Consider the following 23,384-nt stretch of genomic DNA (forward strand, 5'->3'; position numbering starts at 1 on the left):
TTTCTTTTAAATTATTTTCCACCATTAGCCTGAAGATCAGCAATACATTGAGGATCTAATTGCGGAATTGTGCCTCCAAGTATATTACTACCTGATTCTGATTCCCAATACATCAAACAACTGCTTACGTTGCAATGTCTTTTGTGATCCGGATCTTCATGGGCTGATAACATAGTGGTACCTGAATTAGTCAATCCTAAAATATGACCAAATTCATGCTCGATTACTGTAGATTCTAAAACTGCTGTGCTCGGTTTATACAAACCACCACTTAGTTTTTTAACTGTATTTTCATAAATAACAAATGAAGTGTTTCTATAAGCCGTTCCTAAAACAACCGAGGTACTGGTATCTGTAGAAGATTTAGCATCAGCAAAAAAGGCCCAAACTGCAATTTGACTCCCATCATTATAATGAATACGGTTAGCATCTTCTATGGCAATAATTTGCGCATTAGTATAAGTTGTATTGCCCGGTACAGGAATAGACCTTTTTTCTACACTAATTCCTCCTGATTTATTAATTCGACTGCTTAAAAAAGAAACAAAGTTATTAATTGCTGTAGCCGAAGGTTCAAAACCTTCCACATAAACCACCTCGATAACCATACTATCAAACTTATCTTCTGATAATAAATCATGTGCTGAGGCTCCTAATGTTTTTTTATTATTCGATTTTACATCATTGTCATCCTTGGAACAAGAGGTGAATACTAAAAAGCATAAGGTGATTACAGCAATAATTTTCTTCATTTTCTAAATTTTAAAAGTCCAAATTTATAAACAAATTAATTGCAAGTTAACAATTGCCAATTAAATTTGTTTCAACACTAATGTTACAGCACTATTGGTTTTACTTTGCAATGTAATGGTTGAAGCAGTAAAACTGATTACTTTCCATGTATTATTGAATACGGTAAAATTAGTATTTCCGGTAAAACCTAATTGTAAATACACATCGGTGTCTGATGTCATACTATAAGTACCTGAAGCAACAGTAGTCAAAGCTTCCATAGACTTCACTTTCCAGTCGTTTGTAAAATCAATAGTCTTATTCAAATAATAACTAGAAGCCGATTCCACTCCTCCAACAATATATGAGCTCACTTTAAAAGTACCATTTACTAATATAGTCTCTAATTTTTTCTTGTTTTCAGCTGCTACTTTCATTTTCGATTCTATATTTAAGGCTGCCTCTACATTCGCTTTTAATTCGGCATCACTGTTAACAACTTCAGCAGAACCACCAGTAAGAGTTACGGTTATAGGGTATTTTACAGAAAAATATTGAGTGCTACTCAAATTAATCATATAGTTGTACAATTGTCTTTCTGTTGTAATCACCACACTTCCTGTTTGTACTAAACTCGCATCATAGGTTAATATTGTAATTGGGAAGTTAATATTTAACGAAGAAATAGCATCCTGACCATTATTTTCTGCCTGTGTACAATTATTTACTATAGCATTATATTCTGATTGACTGTTTACAGTAACCTCAGTATAATCACTCATTCTGATTCTTAAAGGAAACTGAAGTACTACGGTATCTGTATCATTATTAAGTTGTCCAAGAATAGTAATCGCTTGTTCATAACTCAATTGGTTTACAAGGCTTACACCATTTACTGTAGCACTAAAAGGGAATAGAATAGAAGAACAGGAAGAACCATCTAAAGCATCATCTGATGATCCATCATACATGGAAACTCTCTTAATACTATTAGCTGTAGTTGAATTAGATGTGTTCGTATTAGGATTATCTCCCTGAACCTCTTCAACTTCGCTTTGGCATGATGTTAAACTAAAAATTCCCATCAATGCAATTCCGGCAATCAATTTTAATGTTTTCATAACTTACAAATTTAATATTTTATTAATAGTTTATAATGACGATTTATTCGCATTTCTATTAGTAAGACAACAGAAAACATTTTTTCCCTACCCTAAAAAAAATAAAAATATCAAATATTTTGTAAAAAACTGATTTACAACTACTTTAAACACATTAAAAAAACACATTTTTTCAAATAGTTCCAATTTCAAAAAAATAATCTAATTTTACAAAACCCCTAAACCAATCCTACAACAAGAATGAGTAAGGAAAACAACAATCTTTGCGAAGAATCTTATTTTAGCGAATTTTATATAAAAAATGTGCAATCGGCTACTAATTTTGCCTACTACAAATCGGGCGACAGTGATGCCGCTTTAGATTTAGTCCAGGATGCCTTTGCTAAAATTTGGGAAAATTGCTCCCAAATTGACTTTACTAAAGTAAAAACCTATTTGTTTACCACCGTAAATAATTTATTTCTCAATACCATTAAACATCAAAAGGTGGTTATGGATTTTGCGAAAGAAACACCTTATTTAGACAGAACCAATCAAAGTCCCGAATACCTTTTAGAAGAAGAAGAATTCAAACATGCACTGCAAAAAGCAATTGCCTCTTTAAGTGAAGCGCAAAGAGAGGTTTTTTTAATGAACAGGATTGACGGAAAAAAATACCGAGAAATTGCCGATTTATTAGGTATCAGCCAGAAAGCAGTCGAAAAAAGAATGTCGGGCGCCTTAAAAATTCTAAAAGAGCAAATCGAAAATATTTAATTAACTGAATAGTAGGGTAAAAAACAGTTGAGTTGTCTTATCACTATAGCGAGAACTAATGAAAAAGGAAAAAGAAATATTAAAATGGCTTAACGGCGAACTTTCCAGTAAAGAAATCGAGGATTTAAAACAATCGGAAGATTTTGAAACACTTGAAAAGATAGCCCATTATTCTGCCCACCTGGCAACTCCAAAAGTAGATGCGCAACAGGCTTTGGCTGCATTAAAAAACAGAAAGCTTACTAAAAAAGAATCTAAGGTTAGAACTTTACACTTTAGAACCATCTTTAGAGTTGCGGCTGTTATCACTGTGCTTTTAACTTCGGCTTATTTTTTATTTTATAATACCAACCAATCTTTTCAAACCGGAATTGCACAAACAGAAAGCTTTCAACTTCCGGATAATTCGGAAGTATTATTGAATGCTTCGTCCAAAATCACTTTCAATGAAAAAAATTGGGACAAAAAAAGAGATTTAACCTTAGAAGGAGAAGCTTATTTTCAGGTTCAAAAAGGAAAAACCTTTAGTGTAAAAACTGCTGATGGTGTCGTAAAAGTACTGGGAACACATTTTGATGTCAAACAACGCAACAATTATTATGAAGTAAGTTGTTACGAAGGTTTAGTAAGCGTAACTTACAATGCCAATACCGTAAAATTACCTCCAGGAAAAACCTTTAGGGTAATCAACAAACAAATTGAAAAAACGGATGATTTTGATGCCGAAACTCCATCCTGGTTACAAAAAGAATCCAGTTTTACACGCATTCCTTTAAATCAGGTTATTGCCGAATTAGAGCGTCAATATGATATCAAAATAGAAGCTCAGGATGTTGATACTTCTAAACTTTTTACCGGAAGTTTTACTCATACCAATCAAAAAATAGCCTTAGAAGCCATTACCATTCCGTTACAATTAAGCTATAAGATAAAAGGTAAAACCGTAATATTTTATAAATATGAAGGTCAATAAATGGATTTTTTATATGTTTTTATTTGTTGGGAGTATTTGTTGGGCACAAAAAAGCACTAACAAAACTCCTTTGGCAACTATTATAAAAACCATTGAACAACAATACAATATAAAATTTTCTTATGCTGTAGAGGATATTGCCAATATTGCTATTGAAAGACCATCAACCTCCTTAAATCTTCAGGAAACTATTGATTATTTAAATGCCAATGTACCACTTAATTTCAAAGCACTAGACAGTCGGTACATTACCATTTCCAGATTAGACAAAAACATTAGTATTTGCGGAGTTGTGCTTACCGAAGATTCTAACACAACACTTCCCGGCGCAACTATCCGAATCAAAAACAGTCCGGCTGGAGCTATTTCTTCAAACAACGGCAGTTTCAATTTAAAAGATGTCGCTATTGATGCTACAATTATAATTTCTTATTTGGGTTACGAAACCAAAGAATTTAACGCCAAGGAGTTCTTTTCGACGGATAAAAATAATTGCAAAAACATCTTTTTAAAATCCACAAAAGAAGAATTAAACCCCGTTTTAATTAATGTATTCCTAACCTCTGGTTTGCAAAAAAACATTGACGGAAGTACTGTTTTAAACACTAAGAAATTCGGAATCCTTCCGGGACTAACCGAACCTGATATTCTTCAATCCATTCAAACACTACCGGGTGTTGAAAGCAGTAACGAAAGCATTGCCAATATTAATGTGCGCGGAGGAACTAACGATCAAAATCTAATGCTTTGGGATAACATCAAAATGTATCATTCAGGACATTTTTTTGGATTGATTTCGGCTTACAATCCCAATTTGACTAACAAAGTAATTGTTACTAAAAATGGAACAAGTGCCGAATACAGCGATGGCGTTTCCAGTACGGTTAACATGACTACCAATAACGAAATAAGAAATAACATATCAGGCGGAGCTGGCATCAATCTTATTAGCGGAGATGCCTTTGTAGAAATTCCGCTAGCAAAAAATCTGGAAATAGACCTTTCAACCCGACATTCGATAACCGATATGGTCAACACGCCAACTTATACCAGATATTACAAAAAAAGCTTTCAGGATAGCGAAATCAACGCTAACAATTTGGATAAAAACACCAATTCTGATTTTTATTTTTACGATTACACGGCTAAAATCCTTTATGATTTGAACGATAAACATCAATTTAGAGCCAATATCATCGGGATTAATAATGAATTGAATTATTCTGAAAACAATAACAACAACCAAAGCCAATCTAAAGCAAGTACGCTTTCGCAAAAAAACCTGGGCTACGGTGGAAACTGGAAAGCACAATGGACTAATAAATTCAGCAGCCAACTTAGTACCTATTTTTCAAGATATAATATCGATGCCAGCGATTATCGTGTGGCTACCGACCAGCTTTTAACCGAAGCTAACGAAGTTTTAGAAACAGGTACTAAGCTGAATTTATATTATGACAGGAATCAAAATATGAAATTCTTAGCGGGTTATCAAATCACCGAAACAGGAATGCTCAACCAAACACGTGTAAGTACTCCGTTCTATTCAAGCACCAAAAAAGATGTTTTGCTAAACCATGCCCTATTTCTGGAAACGGAATACAATAAAAACAATACCTATTTAAGATTAGGAATGCGTTTGAACTATTTTCAAAAATTCGAAAAATTGCTGTTCGAACCAAGAATTAATTTCAGACAAAAATTTTCTGACCAACTGGCATTAAAAATAGAAGGCGAATTTAAGAACCAAACCACGACACAAATCATCGATTTTGAAGATGATTTTCTGGGTGTTGAAAAAAGACGCTGGCAATTAGTCAACAACAAAGACATTCCAATTGCAAAAAGCAAACAGGCTTCGTTAGGACTGGAATTCAGTCAAAACGACTGGAATATTGAACTTACAGGATTTTATAAAATGGTTGACGGAATTACAGCTTCAAACCAGGGCTTTTACAATAATTTCCAATACAAAAAAGCCCACGGAAGTTATACCGATAATGGCGTGGAATTTTTGATAAACAAAACAACTAAAAAATACAGCAGCTGGTTGAGTTATACATATAGCATCAATAACTATAATTTTGAAAGTTTTATTCCATCAACTTTCCCTAACAATGTAGATATCCGTCATTCGTTTACACTGGGATTTAATTATAATATTCTGGATAATTTAAAAATCTCGATTGGAGGAATTTGGCACAAAGGATTACCTTATACCAAACCGGTCGAAGGAGATGAAACCGTACAAAACGGAAATAATACTTTTGTAAATTATGATGCTCCCAATAGCCAAAACTTAGATAATTTCCTTCGTATAGATACTTCATTAAGCTATACTCTTAATTTTACCCAAAAATTAAAAGCAAGTCTTCGTGCCGGAATTATAAATTTGACCAACGAAAAAAACTATATCAACAGATACTACAAAGTGGATCCAAATAACACCGAAAAAGCAATCGAAGTCAGCAATCAATCTTTAGGCTTTACGCCAAATGTGAGTTTTAGGGTTAATTTTTAATTGTATTCAGAAACTTATTACAAAAAAATAAGCTACATTTGAGAATAGGATTATTTTCCTAAAATCAACCTTTAACCAACTTAATTTTTTCACTATGGGTATTTTTGCTTTCTTTCCATTTTTAATATTATTTATTTACATCGGGATAATTACCGGAATTCTCTATGTTATCTACAAATGGGTAAATAAATTTCTAATTTTAAAACAGGAACACAATGACTTATTAAAAGAAATCATCAAAAAGATGGACAATAAATAAAACGAAAAGCCCTTTCAAAATCAAATTTGAAAGGGCTTTTAAATTTATATAAACAGCAATTAAATTCCTGCTATCGCTTTAATTTCGTCAATAATTCTTAAAGCTAAAGCATCTGCCTGTGATTGCAAAGGTGCTTCGGTATAAATACGAATAATCGGTTCTGTATTTGATTTTCTTAAATGAACCCATTCGTTAGCGAAATCAATTTTCACACCATCAATAGTGGTAATATCTTCGTTCTTGTATTTCTCAGTCATGGCAACTAAAATCGCATCAACATCAATTTGTGGAGTCAATTCAATTTTATTTTTGCTCATGTAGTATTCAGGATACGAAGCACGCAAAGCAGCAACACTCATGTTCTTGTTTGCCAAATGTGTTAAAAACAAAGCCACTCCTACCAAACTATCACGACCATAATGTGACTCAGGATAGATGATTCCTCCGTTTCCTTCACCACCAATGACTGCATTGTTTTTCTTCATCAATTCCACTACATTCACCTCTCCAACTGCGCTCGCTTCGTAACTTCCGCTGTGTGCATTAGTCACATCGCGCAAAGCACGCGAAGAAGACATATTAGAAACTGTATTCCCGGGAGTTTTGCTCAATACATAATCGGCAACAGCTACCAAAGTATATTCTTCACCAAACATTTCACCGTCGTCACTAATAAATGCCAAACGATCCACATCAGGATCAACAACGATTCCAAGATGTGCCTTTTCCTCAACTACTAAATCGCAAATATCCTTAAGATGCTCTTTCAATGGTTCCGGATTATGAGGAAAATGTCCGTTTGGTTCGCAGTATAATTTTACAACTTCAACCCCCATTAATTCTAACAATTTCGGAATAATAATCCCTCCGGATGAATTCACACCGTCAACAACTACTTTAAATTTAGCCGCTTTCACTGCATCAACATCTACCAATTCCAAGTTTAATACTTCATCGATATGAATATCCATATAAGCATCATTTTCGATGATTTCACCCAAATTATCCACATCCGAAAAATCAAACGCTTCCGCTTCGGCTATTTGAAGAATCTTTTCTCCTTCAACACCATTAAGGAATTCTCCTTTTTCATTCAGCAATTTCAAGGCATTCCATTGTTTTGGATTGTGGGAAGCTGTCAAAATAATTCCACCATCGGCACTTTCTAAAGGAACAGCAATTTCAACCGTAGGCGTTGTAGAAAGCCCTAAATCAATCACATCAATTCCTAAACCTACTAAAGTATTGACTACCAAATTATGAATCATAGGTCCTGAAATTCTGGCATCACGCCCTACCACAACCTTTAAATTCTTATTATCCTTCCCATTAGTGTTTTTCAACCAGGTTCCATAAGCCGAAGCAAATTTCACTGCATCTACCGGAGTCAGGTTATCCCCTACTTTTCCGCCAATAGTTCCACGAATTCCTGATATCGATTTTATTAAAGTCATCCTCTTATTTTTAAAATTTTAAGTAATTTAATATAAATTGGACACAAATATAATAATTGACTGCTTACAAAAGTCATTTAGAATTCATATTTTAGACGAATGAATTTTCTAGCACACATCTACCTTTCGGGAGACAATGATTTTATTAAAATTGGCAATTTTATGGCCGATGGTATCCGTGGAAAACAATTTGAAAATTTCTCCGAAGAAATTCAAAAAGGAATTTTACTGCATAGAGCCATTGATACTTTTACCGATGCACATCCTGTTTTCAGAGAAAGCACAAAACGTTTGCACGAACGTTACCACCATTATGCAGGCGTAATTGTAGATATTTTTTACGATCATTTCTTAGCTAAAAACTGGACGAATTATTCGGAGGAAGATTTAGAAGAATATATAGCCCGTTTTTACCAATCAATGCGGATAAACCATGATTTACTTAGCGAAAGGGCTAAAGGAATTCTGCCGTATATGGAAACACAAAATTGGCTTTCGAGCTATCAAAGCATTGAGGGAATCCATGAGATTTTAACCCGAATGGATCGCCGAACCGGAAACGAATCCAACATGCGTTTTGCTTCAGAAGAACTAAAAGAGTACTATTCTCAATTTGAACAGGAATTCATCACTTTTTTCGAAGAACTGAGAACTTACAGTAAACAAAAATTAATGTCACTCTAAACATGTTTATAAATCAATTAGAAAATGCTTTCCAGGAAAATACTAATCCCGAAAACGCATTGCCAATGGCAAAATACATGAAAAATAAATTTCCTTTTTATGGTATTAAAACCAACGAAAGGAGAGAATTATTTAAAGAAATTTGGAAACAAAACAAACAAGAAGTTACTGAAAATACCAGAGCAATTGCTTCAGCGCTCTACGCAAAAGGGCAAAGGGAATTACACTATTGCGCCATTGAAATTCTAATAAAAGAACTCAAAGGAAATTACCAAAAAGACGATATTGAATTCATTGAGAAACTGATTATCACAAATTCCTGGTGGGATAGCGTGGACACAATTGCCAAATATATTTTAGGCCAATATTTAATTGAATTTCCTGATTGCATAGAAACAACTGTTGAGAAATTTTCTAATTCGAATAATATGTGGCTCAACCGAAGTGCTATTTTATTCCAATTGGGTTACAAAAAAGAAACCGATTTTGAATTACTAAAAACCATTTGCATTCAGCATCAATCTTCTACAGAATTTTTCATCCAAAAAGCCATTGGATGGGCTTTGCGAGAATATGCAAAAACAGATTCTGAAGCAGTTAAAAATTTTGTTTTGGTTAATAACTTAAAGCCTTTAAGCCGAAAAGAAGCACTCAAAAATTTAACCGATGCCTGAAATAATAGTAATTTAGCACTTTCAAAAAAACACAATAATGTTCAAAAAATATATTTCAAAATTAGAAAGTATAATTGGTTTAGCGCAATCGTTGTTAACTGAAAAACAATTTATTTTCCTTTCGAGTGTATTAGTGGGTATTAGCTCGGCCATTGCCGTAATTGTTTTAAAATCCTTTGCACACTGGGTATTTATTTTTGCTACCAATATTAATAAAATTCTAAAACTCAGTTTCATCAACAGTATTTTGCCCATTGCCGGACTTTTATTGACAGCTTTAGTCATTAAGCGTTTACTGGGAGGTACTATCGAAAAAGGGACTTCGCAAATTTTATATGGAGTTGCAAAAAAAGCGAGTATTATTCCCCGAAAACAAATGTATGCACAAATTGTAACCAGCTCCTTAACAGTAGGCTTAGGTGGTTCCGCCGGATTAGAAAGCCCAATTGTAATAACTGGTGCTGCCTTTGGTTCTAATTTTGCACAAAATTACAAACTAGGCTATAAAGACCGAACCTTACTTATAGGTTGTGGCGTAGCTGCAGGTATTGGTGCGGCTTTTAACGCCCCAATTGCAGGAGTTTTATTTGCCATTGAATTTTTATTGGTTGATGTTAGTATTTCAGCCTTTACTCCTATCATGATTGCCGCAGCAACCGGAGCTTTGGTTTCTGTAATTACTCTTGATGAAACCATTTTATTAAACGTAAAACAGCAAAAGGAATTTGATTACCATAACATCCCTTTTTATGTTTTACTTGGAGTTTGCACCGGATTTATATCGATTTATTACACCCGAAATTTCCAAAGAACCGAACATTTTTTCTCTCATCTCAGGTTAAATCCATACAAAAAAGCACTTTTAGGAGCTTCGATATTAGCCGTGCTTATTTTTATTTTCCCAACACTTTTTGGCGAAGGATACGAAAGCATCCGAACACTTGCCGATAACAATGCCGGGGAATTACTGGAAAACACCTTGTTTAGTTCATTTCAGAACAACAGATGGATTATTCTACTTTTTGTGGCTGCAACGATGATGATGAAAGTTTTTGCTACCTCCATTACTTTGGGCTCTGGAGGAAATGGAGGTAATTTTGCTCCTTCCCTTTTTATGGGTTCTTATGTAGGCTATGTTTTTGCAAAAGCGTTCAATCTAACAGGATTAACCCATTTACCTATCAGTAATTTTACAATGATAGGTATGGCCGGAATCTTGAGCGGATTGTTTCATGCACCGCTAACGGCCATTTTCCTTATAGCTGAAATCACAGGCGGTTACAGTCTCATGCTTCCATTAATGATTGTAGCTTCAATTAGTTTTGCGATTTCAAAAACATTCGAAAAACATTCGATGGATGTAAAAAGCTTAGTACAAAAAGGGCATGCTTTTACCAATAATAAAGACACTAATGTACTAGCAACATTAAATACCAATTCGATTATTCATACTGATTTTTTAACCCTTTCACCTGACGAAAACCTTGAAAAATTGGTCGATTTGATATCGCATTCCAATCAATCCGTTTTTGCAGTCGTTGACAAAGAACAACATTTATTAGGCGTAATTCATTTTAATGATATTCGCGAAATCATTTTTAATAAATACCGTGTAAAATACACTTTGGTCAAAGATATTATGACCCCACCAGCCGATATTATTTATCCATTTCATAGCATGGAAGTGGTTATGGACAAATTTGAAAAAACAAAAAGAACTTTTCTACCCGTTATCAAAGACGAAAAATACTTTGGTTTTATCTCAAAATCGGAAGCACTAGAAGCCTATCGGGCCAAATTAAAATCGATGACTATCGAATAAATTTGATATCATTTTAAGAAAGAAAAAACGCTAACTTCGGTTGGCGTTTTCTCTTTATTGTTTATATATTACAAAACTTCTGAAGTTTATAAGTAATTGTGTTTTATATCAAAAAAAATATTAGATTTGAGTTTAAATATTTTTAACATGAAAAAACACACACTTACCTACTTGTTCATTTTCTTTTATTCTTTTATTTATTCTCAAAATAAAAACACAACTTTTGATAGTAATGAATTTTTAAAGGAGTTATCAGATCAAGCTTGTCTTTGCATTGATTCTATTCCAACAAGAGATCTTAGAACGAAAATTATAGCTTCTAAAATCAATAGATGCATCGATAATGTGGTTGGAGTTTATCAATTAGGCTTAAGTCTTAAAAACATCAATCTTTCAGATAAAGACAAAAGTAAACAGCTAAACATTAACCTCAATACCGATAAAAATTCAGCTGAATACAAAAAAAACTACGCAACCATTGAAGAATACTTAATGGCTAATTGCAATGCTTTAAAAGAAACACTTGCCGTTAATGATGTTTTAAGAGAGAAATCGGTTTCTAAAAATGAAGAAGCAATGAAAGCTTATCATCTTGGAATTGCTGCTGCTAAAAAAGAAAACAACAAAGAAGCCATTGAGCATTACAAAAAAGCAATCGCTATAGACCCTGAATTTGCATTTGCTTATGACAACATGGGATTAGCATATCGCAAATTAGAAGATTATGACAATGCCTTTATCGCCTACCAAAAATCATTAGAAATTGATCCTAACGGAACCATGCCTCTGCAAAATATTGCAGTTGTTTATCAATATAAAAAAGAGTATCATAAGGCTATTGAAACTTATAAAAAACTAGCAGAATTAGATTCTAAAGATCCTGAAATTTATTATGGAATAGGAAATGTATATGCTTTTAGCCTTAATGATCTTGAAAATGGATTGGATAATTTATGCAAAGCTTACAATATATATTCTGATATGAAATCGCCTTATAGAACTGATGCACAAACTTTAATTCAAAGAATCTATGCTAACTTAAAAAAAGAAGGTAAAGAAGATAAATTTTTCGAAATTTTAAAAAATAACAATATCAACGTTAATAAATAACTATTAAAATTCAAAACCTCAATTAAGATCCTTGATTTAACAAAAACTTCTAAACTGTTGTATCGAAAGAACAAACCAAAATGGTAACTTTGCTTTTTTGCTAAAATTATGTTAGAAAAAGACAACACCATTGACGTTTTAGGCGCTAGAGTTCACAATCTTAAAAATATAGATATCTCCATTCCAAGGGAACAATTAGTTGTAATCACAGGTCTTTCCGGCTCCGGAAAATCATCTTTGGCATTCGACACTGTTTATGCTGAAGGACAACGTCGTTATGTGGAAACTTTCTCGGCTTATGCCCGACAGTTCCTGGGAGGTTTAGAACGTCCTGATGTGGATAAAATTGACGGACTTTCGCCTGTTATTGCCATCGAACAAAAAACAACATCTAAAAGTCCGCGTTCTACCGTGGGAACCATTACCGAAATTTACGATTTCCTGCGATTGCTTTATGCCCGTGGCGCCGATGCCTACAGCTACAATACGGGAGAAAAAATGGTTTCCTATTCTGACGAGCAAATCAAAGACCTGATTATACAGGATTTCACCAATAAACGCATCAATATCCTAGCTCCTGTCATTAGAGCCAGAAAAGGACATTATGGCGAATTATTTCAACAAATTACCAAACAAGGTTTCTTAAAAGTACGTGTTAATGGAGACATTCTGGATATTACTCCAGGAATGAAACTGGACCGTTACAAAACCCACGATATCGAAATTGTGGTTGACCGCATTGTAGTTGACCCAACACCGGATAACGAAAAACGCTTGAGCGAAAGCATCAATACCGCCATGCATCACGGCGAAAATGTATTAATGATTTTAGATCAGGATTCTAATGAAGTGCGTTATTTCAGTAGGAATTTAATGTGTCCAAGTACTGGAATATCCTATCAAAATCCGGAACCCAACTTATTTTCTTTCAATTCCCCTAAAGGAGCTTGCGAACATTGTAACGGACTGGGAACTGTTAACCAAATCAATGTCAAAAAGATTATTCCAAATCCTAAATTATCCATCAAAGCGGGTGGTTTTGCGCCATTGGGCGAATACAAATCATCCTGGATTTTTAAACAGTTGGAAATCATTGGACAGAAATATGATTTTAAAATTACCGATGCCATAGAAACCATTCCAGAAGAAGCGATGGAAATGATTTTGAACGGCGGTAAAGAAAAATTCACCATCAACTCTAAAGATCTGGGTGTTGCCCGTGATTACAAAATAGACTTTGAAGGGATTGCTCATTTTATTAAAAACCAGCACGACGAAAGCGGTTCAACAACTATTAAACGTTGGGCAAAAGATTTCATGGACGAAATACGCTGTCCCGTTTGCGAAGGTTCTCGTTTAAAAAAAGAAGCCCTATTCTTTAAAATAGACGAAAAAAACATTTCCGAATTGTGCGATATGGATATTTCTGATTTAACGAAATGGTTTCATAGTTTAAATTCACATTTGTCTGATAAACAACGCCGCATCGCTTCAGAAGTAATCAAAGAAATTAAGGATCGATTAGACTTCTTAATGAATGTAGGTTTGGATTATTTAGCTTTAAGTCGAAGCTCCAAATCACTTTCAGGTGGTGAAGCGCAACGCATTCGATTAGCTACTCAAATTGGTTCGCAATTAGTGGGTGTTCTTTATATTTTGGATGAACCAAGTATTGGTTTGCATCAAAGAGACAATGAAAAACTAATACATTCTCTCGAACAATTGCGTGATATTGGGAACTCGGTAATCGTAGTTGAACACGATAAAGACATGATTGAACGTGCCGATTATGTGATTGATATTGGTCCGAAAGCAGGAAAATATGGAGGAGAAATCATCAGCAAGGGAACTCCTGCCGAAACCCTGAAATCCAATACCATTACAGCACAATATCTTAATGGGAAAATGAAATTTGAAATTCCGAAAAAGCGTCGTGAAGGGAATGGAAAATCCTTGAAATTAAGCGGAGCTACAGGAAACAATCTAAAAAATGTTTCGATAGAAATTCCTCTGGGAAAAATGATTTGTGTGACCGGAGTTTCAGGAAGTGGAAAATCAACTTTAATTAACGAAACCCTTTATCCTATTTTGAATGCTTATTATTTCAACGGTGTAAAAAAACCACAGCCATACAAAAAAATTGAAGGACTGGAACATATCGACAAAGTAATTGATATTGACCAAAGCCCGATAGGAAGAACACCACGTTCTAATCCTGCAACTTATACTGATGTTTTTTCGGAAATCAGAAACTTGTTTACCATGACTTCCGAAAGTATGATTAGAGGTTACAAAGCTGGTCGTTTTAGCTTTAATGTCAAAGGCGGACGCTGCGAAACCTGTCAGGGATCTGGAGTGCGAACAATCGAAATGAACTTTTTACCCGATGTTTATGTCGAATGTGAAACTTGTCAGGGAAAACGCTTTAACCGCGAAACTTTGGAAATTAGATACAAAGGAAAATCTATTTCAGATGTACTGGATATGACTGTAGACGAAGCTGTTCCTTTTTTCGAAAATATTCCAAAAATTCACCGCAAAGTAAAAACCATTCAGGATGTAGGTTTAGGTTATATTACATTAGGACAGCAAAGTACTACTCTGTCCGGTGGTGAAGCACAACGCATCAAACTGGCGGGTGAATTGTCTAAAAAAGATACTGGAAATACTTTTTATATTCTGGACGAACCTACTACAGGTTTGCACTTTGAAGACATTCGGGTATTAATGGAAGTTATCAATAAATTAGTAGATAAAGGGAATACCATCCTGATTATCGAACATAATATGGACGTTATCAAACTAGCTGATTACATCATTGACATTGGTCCCGAAGGAGGAAAAGGTGGTGGAACTGTAGTTGCCAAAGGAACTCCCGAAGAAGTTATGAACAACAAGAAAAGTTATACCGCCAAGTTTTTGAAGAAAGAATTGGTTTAATTTACTTCCAAAGAAAGGAAAATTCAGTCTTTTTTAGAAAATAAATTGAGCTGCCCGTTTTTAACTGGCAGCTTTTTTTATCGTAAAAAGAGTATTAATTATTTATGTTTTATCTACAATTATTTTCAATATATTTGAAATTTAAATTCTATAAAACAATGTATATCAAACAATAAACGATTCAACAAACCAATTAACCATGAACAAAATTAAATCCTCTCTGTACTTATTTATTTTATTACAAAGCATTTTAGCATTAGGTCAGATACCTAAAGAAATCCCTTTATTTCCAAATGGAATAAAAGACAATCCAATTACTCATGAGCAAAAAGAAAGCTATGTCGATTCTCTTGTAAAACCAGGCTCTCTATCACAAAAAAATCGTGTTTTTAGCAATATCTCCGAACCTACCTATATGATTTTCCCGGCAGCCGAAACAAATAACAAAAACATAGCAACAATCATTTTCCCCGGTGGTGGTTTTGTTACTAATTGGGTTGACAAAGAAGGAACCGATTTAGCTTTATGGCTTTCCAGTCAAGGAATAACTTGTATGGTTGTGAAATATCGAACCAACAAAAAAGATGCAAATGGTAAGTTTATCATCCCGATGGAAAAAGTCTATTTTGAGGAACTTAAAAAGGATGTAAATGCGAGTGTAATGACAATGATAGGATTAGCCGATAAATTAAAATTTGACAAAGACAAAATAGGCATACTTGGTTTTTCAGCAGGTGGATTTATATCGGAATGGTTGACTTTTACAACGGTTAGCGAAAAAATGCCTTGGAAACCAGCTTTTGTCGGTTTAATTTATGCGGGAGATAAATTAAAATTACTTGAAAATATAAAAGACAAATCAACTTTACCTCCATTTTTTATGGCTATAGCCAGAGATGATAAAAAATGGACATTAAAGCGTGCTCTCCCATTTTTATCTGCTGTTGTTGAACAAGTCGATAAATCTGAATTACATGTTTACTCTAAAGGAGACCACGGATTTGGATTAGCTTATAACGAAGGACACTCGGTTGAAATGTGGAAAAACAGCTTTAACAACTGGCTATTAGATATTTACAAAAAATAAACAAAATTCAAACTGACAAAGCAGTGGCTAATAAATTGGGCTTACCTTTTTATTAGCCACTTTAGCTATTTTTTAGGAAAAATATAAAACTATTTTACACATTTTGTACGTAAAAAATCTTACTTTAGTAATAAAGCCACTCTAAGGCTTTTGAAAGTGATTAAAGCTCCAAATTAAAATAGTCCTAAAATGAATAAGAAGATGAGATTAGAAGATTTTGACAATGACGACGAAAAAATAATCCAGGATAGTTTGAAACAAAAAACATGGAATGAGATTCGTACCAATGACAGTTGGGCAATTTTCAAAATCATGTCGGAGTTTGTAAATGGTTATGAAAACATGGGGCGTATTGGTCCTTGTGTTTCTATTTTTGGATCGGCACGTACCAAACCTGAAGACAAATATTACCAACTTGCCGAGAAAATTGCGTTTAAAATCAGTAAAGCGGGTTATGGAGTCATTACAGGTGGTGGGCCAGGAATTATGGAAGCCGGAAACAAAGGCGCCCATTTGGGCGGAGGAACTTCGGTAGGTCTAAACATCGAATTGCCTTTTGAGCAACATTTCAACCCTTATATCGACCCTGATAAAAACTTGAATTTCGACTACTTTTTTGTTCGAAAAGTAATGTTTGTAAAGTACTCACAAGGTTTTGTGGTTATGCCGGGAGGCTTTGGTACTTTGGATGAAATGTTTGAAGCAATAACTTTAATCCAAACCAAAAAAATTGCCCGTTTTCCTATTATTCTGGTTGGAAGCAGCTATTGGTCGGGATTAATGGACTGGATAAAAGCGGTATTGGTAGAGCAAGAACAAACAGTGGGTGCTGATGATTTGAAATTAATTAAAATTGTAGACAACGAAGATGAAGTAGTCGAAGTTTTGGATACTTTCTACAAAAAGTACACCTTGAAACCCAACTTTTAAGGAGCTGTTATTTTACAGCTTTTTTTTATCTAATTCGCTTTCATAAAATAAAAAATGGATATCTAATTGTTCTTTAAACCCCTAACTACCGTTGAATACTATTATTAAAATTTCATTCTTCCTTGTTGTGGTTTTTACTTCCATAAATAGCAGTTTTGCGCAACACAGCAATCGGCTTTTTGTGGATGTAGATACCGAAACGCATGTGCTGAACATCAAGCAGGAAATAGATTATTTTAATACTTCGACTGATAGTATTTCGGAAATTGTTTTAAATGATTGGAACAACGCCTATTCTGAAGTAAAAACACCATTGGCAGAACGATTTTCAGATGAATTTTATCGCGGATTTCATTTGGCAAATGAAGAAGAAAGAGGAAAAACATCAAACATTAACATTGCTAGCAAAGAATATTTCTTTCTTCCCTGGAAAAGAACTGAAGAAAATCCTGATCTTGTTATAATAAGCCTACCTAAAAAACTGGCTCCAAATCAAAAAATCAGTCTTCAACTTAGCTATACTGTAAAAATCCCAAACAGTAAGTTTACCAAATTTGGTTATGATGACTTTGGCAATATGAATCTGAAAAATTGGTTTCTCACTCCTGCCCGTTATGAAAATCATGCTTTTGTAAAATACAGCAACGAAAATTTAGACGATATAGCCAATGCTATTTCTGATTTTGATATTGAAATGAAAGTCGCTAACGGATTTGAAGTCAATACTGATTTAGACACCACCGAAGAAATCAACAATGATGATTATTCCATTTACAGATTAAACGGAAAAAGCAGAGTAAATTTTAGTCTTTTTATAGAGTCCAGATCTAGTTTTACGAACTTTAAAAGCGAAAGTTTTGAAGTAATAACTAATTTAGATGGAGAGAAAGTAACACCTATAGCTCAAGCTGAAGCCATTGACTGCGTGGTTCGCTTTGTAAAAAACTTAATAGGTGAATATCCTTTTAAAAAAATTGTAATTTCTCAAACGGATTACGAAAGAAATCCTTTTTACGGTCTCAATCAGTTGCCTTCATTTATCAGACCTTTTACAGATGAATTTACATACGAATTAAAATTCTTAAAAACCTATCTTAACGTTTATCTTAACAATACTCTTTTTATTGATAATAGAAAAGAAAGTTGGGTTCATGATGGTATCCAGATATATACCATGATGAAATATATTGAACAAAATCACCCTAACACTAAGATGATGGGGAATGTTTCTAATTTCAAATTATTAAAAAGCTTCAATCTGACCAATTTAGATTTTAACGAGCAATACAGCTATTTTTATATGTTAATGGCCCGAAAAAATTTAGATCAGGCACTTGGCGCGCCTAAAAACACTTTAATTAAATTCAACGAACAAATTGCCAGTAAATATCGCGCTGGTTTAAGTTTACGCTTCTTAGATGATTATCTCGAAAACCAGGTTGTAACTAAAAGTATCCATGATTTTTACAGCAACAATAGAGCTAAACAAACAACAGCAATCGATTTTGAGAACAATCTGAAAGGGCAAACAAATAAAGATATCGATTGGTTTTTCAAAACAGTAATCTATTCCAGAAATCTTATCGATTATAAGTTTAGCAATGTTGTTAAAACCAATGATAGCATCTATTTTTCATTAAAAAACAAAACAGGAATTAATGTTCCTGTTCCTGTTTACGGAATAAACAAAGGGAAAATTGTATTTAAAAAATGGCTGGAACCCAAAACAAACGATAGTATTTTTAGGGTGGAAAGAAACAATGCCAGCAAGATTGTTTTGAACTATAAAAATGAAGTCCCTGAATACAATCTTAGAAACAACTGGAAATCATTAAAACCCTTTTTTCCTAACAACCGTCCTATAAAATTTGTATTCATGAAGGATTTAGAAGATCCTTATTACAATCAAATTTTATATGTCCCTACAATAGAATACAACTTATACGATGGGCTTATTTCAGGTATGCGCCTTCACAACAAAACAATATTAGACAAACCTTTTATTTTTGATATTAATCCAGCCTATTCAACCAATGCTAAAACGTTTTCAGGCTCTGGTTCTTTTTCTATCAATCAAAATTACAGAAACAGCAGATTATACAATGTAAGATACGCTATGTCAGGCTCCTATTTTCATTATGCTCCCGACGCTTCTTACACAAAACTGACTCCAAACGTACAGATAAAAATCAGAGAAGACGATTTTAGAGACAATAGAAAGCAACTTATTTCCTTACGTCAAATACTCGTAAAAAGGGAAAAGAGCGAAATTATTACAGAAAATACAACTGAAAATTATTCGGTTTTTAATGCCAAATATTTCAATACAAAAACAGAAGTTGCTAAACATTTCAACTTGATGGGTGACATTCAGTTTTCTGATAAATTTGGAAAACTTGCTGCACAAATTGAATACAGAAAACTCTTTGAAAGCAACCGCCAAATTAATTTTCGCTTTTATGCAGGGAGTTTTTTATACAACAACAGTAACTCTGATTTTTTCAGTTTTGCTTTAGACCGACCTAGCGATTATTTATTTGATTATGGCTACTATGGCCGATCAGAAAGTACCGGTTTTTATAGCCAACAATTGATTATAGCAGAAGGCGGATTTAAATCTAAATTAAAAACTCCTTACGCCAATCAATGGATTAGTACGATAAACGCAGGGTACACAATTTGGAACTGGATCGAAATGTATGGCGATGTGGGAGTCCTTAAAAACAAATATCAAAATCCAGCTTTTGTTTTCGATAGTGGTATTCGACTAAATTTAGTAACTGACTATTTTGAAATGTACCTACCTATCTATTCCTCAAATGGATGGGAAATAAGTCAAAACAATTACAATGAGAAAATCAGATTTGTTATCACACTTTCGCCTAAAATATTAATCAATTTATTTAATAGAAAGTGGTTCTAAACAAACTACTTAAAATTCCGCATTACACAATAATCAAATATTTATATTAAAATTTATTTTTTGTTAAAAAAACAAGATTTTTTTTGATGAAAAACATCAATTTACATCTGGTTTTTATTTTGTACGATTATGATAATAGCTAGTTTTTAAGTAAATTTGCGCCATGAATTATAATCTTTCAATTATGATAAAAGAAAAAAACAATACTACATTGACTTTTGAGGATTTCAAGACTGAAGTATTGAATGATTATAAGATAGCCATGACAAGTCGAGAGTGTAGTCTGTTAGGACGCCGAGAAGTATTGACTGGTAAAGCAAAATTCGGAATTTTTGGAGACGGAAAAGAAGTGCCACAAATAGCAATGGCAAAATTTTTCAAAAATGGAGATTTTCGCTCAGGTTATTATCGTGATCAAACTTTTATGATGGCTATTGGCGAATTCACAATAGCAAATTTCTTTGCTGGATTGTATGGTAATACTGATATCAAACAAGAACCCATGTCGGCTGGAAGGCAAATGGGAGGTCATTTTGTTACCCATAGTTTAAATGAAGATGGAAGTTGGAAAAACCTAACAAAACAAAAAAATTCCAGTTCCGATATTTCACCTACAGCAGCTCAAATGCCTCGTCTGTTAGGTTTGGCTCAAGCTTCTAAGGTTTACCGCGAAATAGATAATATTCCTAATCAACGTAATTTCTCTAACAACGGAACAGAAATTGCCTGGGGAACCATTGGCAATGCCAGCACATCTGAAGGAGTATTTTTTGAAACCATAAATGCTGCCGGAGTATTGCAAGTACCCATGTTAATCAGTATTTGGGATGACGAATATGGCATTTCAGTACATGCAAAACACCAAACTACAAAAGAAAATATTTCTGAAATCCTATCCGGTTTTCAACGCGATAAAGACAATAAAGGAATCGAGATACTAACCGTAAAAGGCTGGGATTATTCTGATTTGATTACAACTTACGAAAAAGCATCCAGAATAGCCAGGGAACAACATGTCCCTGTTTTAGTTCACGTAACTGAATTAACACAACCTCAAGGTCATTCAAGTTCAGGCTCTCATGAAAGATACAAAAGTACCGAGCGCCTTAACTGGGAAAAAGAATTTGACTGCCTCAGACAGATGCGATTGTGGATGATTGCCATAAATATTGCTTCTGCCGAAGAACTGGCTGAGATTGATGATGCCATAAGAAAAGAAGTTTTAGAAGGTAAAAAAGCTGCCTGGAATTCGTTTATAACTCCTATTGTTGAAGAAAAAGAAGAACTAGTTAGTTTATTGCAAAAGATAGCTGTTTCAAGTAAAAACAAGGATCAAATCCTGAGACATTCAAATACGCTTAAAGGAATTAAAGATCCTTTAAAAAAGGAAATCCTTGTTACAGCCAGGAAATCTTTACGTTTAGTTGTAAATGAAGATGTTGCTTCCGAATTGTCTCTTTGGATACAAAAATACACCCAGATAAATCAAGCTACTTTTAGCAACCACCTCTATTCAGAATCAAAAAATAATATCTTTTCTGTTAAAGAAGTACTGCCTACTTATCCTGTAGACGCACGAAAAGATACTGACGGAAGGATGATTATCCGTGATAACTTTGACGCCTTATTTGCTAAATATCCTGAAGTTCTCATTTTTGGAGAAGACTCAGGAAACATTGGTGACGTTAACCAAGGTCTAGAAGGAATGCAGGAAAAATACGGAGAAACCCGTGTTGCCGATGCCGGTATTCGTGAAGCGACCATTATCGGTCAAGGAATAGGACTTGCTTTGAGAGGACTACGCCCTATAGCCGAAATACAATACCTTGATTATCTACTTTATGCTATCCAGATTCTAAGCGACGATTTAGCTTCATTGCAATATCGAACGGTAGGGAAACAGAAAGCACCATTAATTATCAGAACACGTGGACACCGTTTAGAAGGCATTTGGCATTCTGGTTCTCCTATGGGGATGATTATTAATGCCATTAGAGGAATCCATGTTTTGGTTCCTAGAAACATGACTAAAGCTGCCGGTTTTTACAATACTTTGTTAGAATGTGACGAGCCTGCCTTAGTTGTCGAATGCTTAAACGGATACCGTTTAAAAGAAAAAATGCCTTTGAATTATGGCGAATTTAAAACTCCAATAGGTGTTGTAGAGACCATAAAAGAAGGTACCGATATCACGCTTGTTTCTTATGGTTCAACTCTTAGATTAGTAGAATTGGCTGCAAAAGAATTAGCAGAAACTGGTATTGATTGCGAAGTAATCGACATTCAATCACTACTGCCATTTGACATCAATCACGATATTGCTAAAAGTATCGAAAAAACCAATCGTCTTTTAGTAATTGATGAAGATGTTCCTGGTGGAGCTTCTGCTTATATTTTACAACAAATTATTGAGCAGCAAGACGCTTATAAATTTCTTGATAGCAAACCACAAACCTTATCAGCTAAGGAACACCGACCATCTTATGGAACCGATGGTGATTATTTTTCAAAACCTTCTATCGAAGATATTTACGAAAAAGTATACGGCATACTTTCTGAAGCTAATCCAGCTGTATATCCAAAATTATACTAAAAAATCCCATCTCGTTTCAAAAAAAAGAGATGGGATTCTATAAATCACAAAAAAGTCCCATTCCGATAGCTATCAGGACAGGACTTTTTTATTTAGGCTTTATTTTTAATTACCAATCGGAAACCTTCACCGTGAATATTTAAAATCTCAACATCTTCATCCAGTTTAAGATACTTTCTCAATTTAGCGATATAAACATCCATACTTCTTGAAGTAAAATAGTTGTCGTCTCTCCAGATTTTTGTTAAGGCCAACTCTCTTGGCATTAAATCATTTTCGTGAAGAATCAACATTTTCAATAATTCATTCTCTTTTGGAGACAATTTTACCGGTTCTTCACCCGCATAACTTAAGAATCTTAATTTTGAATTCAAATGAAATTTTCCAATTGTAAATTCAAAAGGAACTTGTTCTGCTTTTACATCAGAAGCTTTTCTTTGAATGATAGCTTTGATTTTCATCAATAGAACTTCTGAATCAAAAGGTTTATTTAAATAATCATCAGCTCCGGCTTTATACCCTTTTAAAACGTCCTCTTTCATTGATTTAGCTGTAAGAAAGATAATAGGCACCTCGGCATTTTTCTCTCTTATTTCTTTAGCTAATGTATAACCATCCTTGTAAGGCATCATTACATCCAGAATACATAAGTCATAAGAATCTTTTTTAAATTTCTCAAAACCTTCCATTCCGTTCTTTGCTAAAGTAACGTCAAAGTCATTCAACATTAAATAATCTTTTAGAACAGCTCCAAAATTTAAGTCGTCTTCTACTAAGAGAATTTTTTTATTTATATTTTCCATAT

Annotated in this window: 16 protein-coding genes; 12 read left to right on the forward strand and 4 right to left on the reverse strand. The window is 33.9% G+C overall.

Translation table 11 applies throughout. The annotated features are described in order from the left end of the window. Positions 1-11: 11 nt before the first annotated feature. Both EOD40_RS14035 and EOD40_RS14040 read right to left on the reverse strand, forming a co-directional pair. Entirely contained in the window at positions 12-752 is a 741-nt protein-coding gene (locus EOD40_RS14035) for a membrane metalloprotease (RefSeq protein ID WP_128196594.1), read from the reverse strand. Between the two features lie 60 nt (positions 753-812). After that, complete coding sequence (locus EOD40_RS14040; protein WP_128196595.1) at positions 813-1,853, reverse strand: hypothetical protein; 1,041 nt, start codon at positions 1,851-1,853, stop codon at positions 813-815. A 240-nt stretch (positions 1,854-2,093) separates the two neighbouring features. On the opposite strand from EOD40_RS14040, the gene EOD40_RS14045 reads away from it, so the two are divergent. The 3 genes from EOD40_RS14045 to EOD40_RS14055 are packed head-to-tail and all read left to right on the forward strand — an operon-like array spanning position 2,094 to position 6,103. Next, positions 2,094-2,609, forward strand: a complete 516-nt coding sequence (locus EOD40_RS14045; protein WP_128196597.1) for an RNA polymerase sigma factor — start codon at positions 2,094-2,096, stop codon at positions 2,607-2,609. 58 nt (positions 2,610-2,667) lie between these two features. After that, positions 2,668-3,582: a FecR family protein gene (locus EOD40_RS14050; RefSeq protein WP_128196599.1), complete on the forward strand. Its 915-nt coding sequence runs from the start codon at positions 2,668-2,670 to the stop codon at positions 3,580-3,582. A gap of 13 nt (positions 3,583-3,595) precedes the next feature. Then, positions 3,596-6,103: a TonB-dependent receptor domain-containing protein gene (locus EOD40_RS14055; protein WP_231129633.1), complete on the forward strand. Its 2,508-nt coding sequence runs from the start codon at positions 3,596-3,598 to the stop codon at positions 6,101-6,103. Between the two features lie 318 nt (positions 6,104-6,421). On the opposite strand, the gene glmM is transcribed toward EOD40_RS14055, so the two are convergent. Beyond that, entirely contained in the window at positions 6,422-7,816 is a 1,395-nt protein-coding gene (gene glmM / locus EOD40_RS14060) for a phosphoglucosamine mutase (RefSeq protein ID WP_128196602.1), read from the reverse strand. Between the two features lie 99 nt (positions 7,817-7,915). Between glmM and EOD40_RS14065 the strand changes: the two genes are divergently transcribed. The 9 genes from EOD40_RS14065 (at position 7,916) to EOD40_RS14105 (ending at position 22,579) form a co-directional block, all read left to right on the forward strand. Further along, the gene (locus EOD40_RS14065; protein ID WP_128196604.1) at positions 7,916-8,500 is read left to right on the forward strand and encodes an acyl carrier protein phosphodiesterase; all 585 of its coding nucleotides are present in this window, start codon (positions 7,916-7,918) and stop codon (positions 8,498-8,500) included. A 2-nt stretch (positions 8,501-8,502) separates the two neighbouring features. After that, on the forward strand, positions 8,503-9,174 hold the full coding sequence (locus EOD40_RS14070; protein WP_128196606.1) for a DNA alkylation repair protein: 672 nt from the start codon (positions 8,503-8,505) through the stop codon (positions 9,172-9,174). A gap of 37 nt (positions 9,175-9,211) precedes the next feature. Next, positions 9,212-10,996, forward strand: a complete 1,785-nt coding sequence (locus EOD40_RS14075; protein ID WP_128196608.1) for a chloride channel protein — start codon at positions 9,212-9,214, stop codon at positions 10,994-10,996. A 147-nt stretch (positions 10,997-11,143) separates the two neighbouring features. Beyond that, positions 11,144-12,106 carry a tetratricopeptide repeat protein gene (locus EOD40_RS14080; RefSeq protein ID WP_128196610.1) on the forward strand — a complete coding sequence of 321 codons (963 nt, stop codon included), beginning with the start codon at positions 11,144-11,146 and terminating at the stop codon, positions 12,104-12,106. Positions 12,107-12,214: 108 nt separating this feature from the next. Beyond that, positions 12,215-15,046, forward strand: coding sequence for an excinuclease ABC subunit UvrA (gene uvrA, locus EOD40_RS14085; protein WP_128196611.1), 2,832 nt, complete (start codon positions 12,215-12,217; stop codon positions 15,044-15,046). A 199-nt stretch (positions 15,047-15,245) separates the two neighbouring features. Then, complete coding sequence (locus EOD40_RS14090; protein ID WP_128196613.1) at positions 15,246-16,133, forward strand: alpha/beta hydrolase; 888 nt, start codon at positions 15,246-15,248, stop codon at positions 16,131-16,133. Between the two features lie 201 nt (positions 16,134-16,334). Beyond that, positions 16,335-17,063 (forward strand): LOG family protein, encoded by a 729-nt coding sequence (locus EOD40_RS14095; protein WP_128196756.1) that lies wholly within the window; start codon positions 16,335-16,337, stop codon positions 17,061-17,063. Positions 17,064-17,154: 91 nt separating this feature from the next. Then, a complete protein-coding gene (locus EOD40_RS14100; RefSeq protein ID WP_231129634.1) occupies positions 17,155-19,986 on the forward strand; it encodes a gluzincin family metallopeptidase in 2,832 nt (943 codons plus the stop codon). A gap of 184 nt (positions 19,987-20,170) precedes the next feature. Beyond that, a complete protein-coding gene (locus EOD40_RS14105) occupies positions 20,171-22,579 on the forward strand; it encodes an alpha-ketoacid dehydrogenase subunit alpha/beta (RefSeq protein ID WP_128196615.1) in 2,409 nt (802 codons plus the stop codon). A 92-nt stretch (positions 22,580-22,671) separates the two neighbouring features. Here EOD40_RS14105 and EOD40_RS14110 read toward each other — a convergent pair whose 3' ends face one another. Then, entirely contained in the window at positions 22,672-23,382 is a 711-nt protein-coding gene (locus EOD40_RS14110; protein WP_071185897.1) for a response regulator transcription factor, read from the reverse strand. Between the last annotated feature and the right edge of the window lie 2 nt (positions 23,383-23,384).

The sequence above is a fragment of the Flavobacterium sufflavum genome, from assembly GCF_004016525.1.
Taxonomy (GTDB): Bacteria; Bacteroidota; Bacteroidia; order Flavobacteriales; family Flavobacteriaceae; genus Flavobacterium; species Flavobacterium sufflavum.

Excerpts from the sequence above, each read along its gene's own strand:
- EOD40_RS14035 (WP_128196594.1), bottom strand. The coding sequence starts at position 752 with ATGAAGAAAATTATTGCTGTAATCACCTTATGCTTTTTAGTATTCACC.
- EOD40_RS14040 (WP_128196595.1), bottom strand. The coding sequence starts at position 1,853 with ATGAAAACATTAAAATTGATTGCCGGAATTGCATTGATGGGAATTTTT.
- EOD40_RS14045 (WP_128196597.1), top strand. The coding sequence starts at position 2,094 with ATGAGTAAGGAAAACAACAATCTTTGCGAAGAATCTTATTTTAGCGAA.
- EOD40_RS14050 (WP_128196599.1), top strand. The coding sequence starts at position 2,668 with ATGAAAAAGGAAAAAGAAATATTAAAATGGCTTAACGGCGAACTTTCC.
- EOD40_RS14055 (WP_231129633.1), top strand. The coding sequence starts at position 3,596 with ATGTTTTTATTTGTTGGGAGTATTTGTTGGGCACAAAAAAGCACTAAC.
- glmM (WP_128196602.1), bottom strand. The coding sequence starts at position 7,816 with ATGACTTTAATAAAATCGATATCAGGAATTCGTGGAACTATTGGCGGA.
- EOD40_RS14065 (WP_128196604.1), top strand. The coding sequence starts at position 7,916 with ATGAATTTTCTAGCACACATCTACCTTTCGGGAGACAATGATTTTATT.
- EOD40_RS14070 (WP_128196606.1), top strand. The coding sequence starts at position 8,503 with ATGTTTATAAATCAATTAGAAAATGCTTTCCAGGAAAATACTAATCCC.
- EOD40_RS14075 (WP_128196608.1), top strand. The coding sequence starts at position 9,212 with ATGTTCAAAAAATATATTTCAAAATTAGAAAGTATAATTGGTTTAGCG.
- EOD40_RS14080 (WP_128196610.1), top strand. The coding sequence starts at position 11,144 with ATGAAAAAACACACACTTACCTACTTGTTCATTTTCTTTTATTCTTTT.
- uvrA (WP_128196611.1), top strand. The coding sequence starts at position 12,215 with ATGTTAGAAAAAGACAACACCATTGACGTTTTAGGCGCTAGAGTTCAC.
- EOD40_RS14090 (WP_128196613.1), top strand. The coding sequence starts at position 15,246 with ATGAACAAAATTAAATCCTCTCTGTACTTATTTATTTTATTACAAAGC.
- EOD40_RS14095 (WP_128196756.1), top strand. The coding sequence starts at position 16,335 with ATGAGATTAGAAGATTTTGACAATGACGACGAAAAAATAATCCAGGAT.
- EOD40_RS14105 (WP_128196615.1), top strand. The coding sequence starts at position 20,171 with ATGATAAAAGAAAAAAACAATACTACATTGACTTTTGAGGATTTCAAG.
- EOD40_RS14110 (WP_071185897.1), bottom strand. The coding sequence starts at position 23,382 with ATGGAAAATATAAATAAAAAAATTCTCTTAGTAGAAGACGACTTAAAT.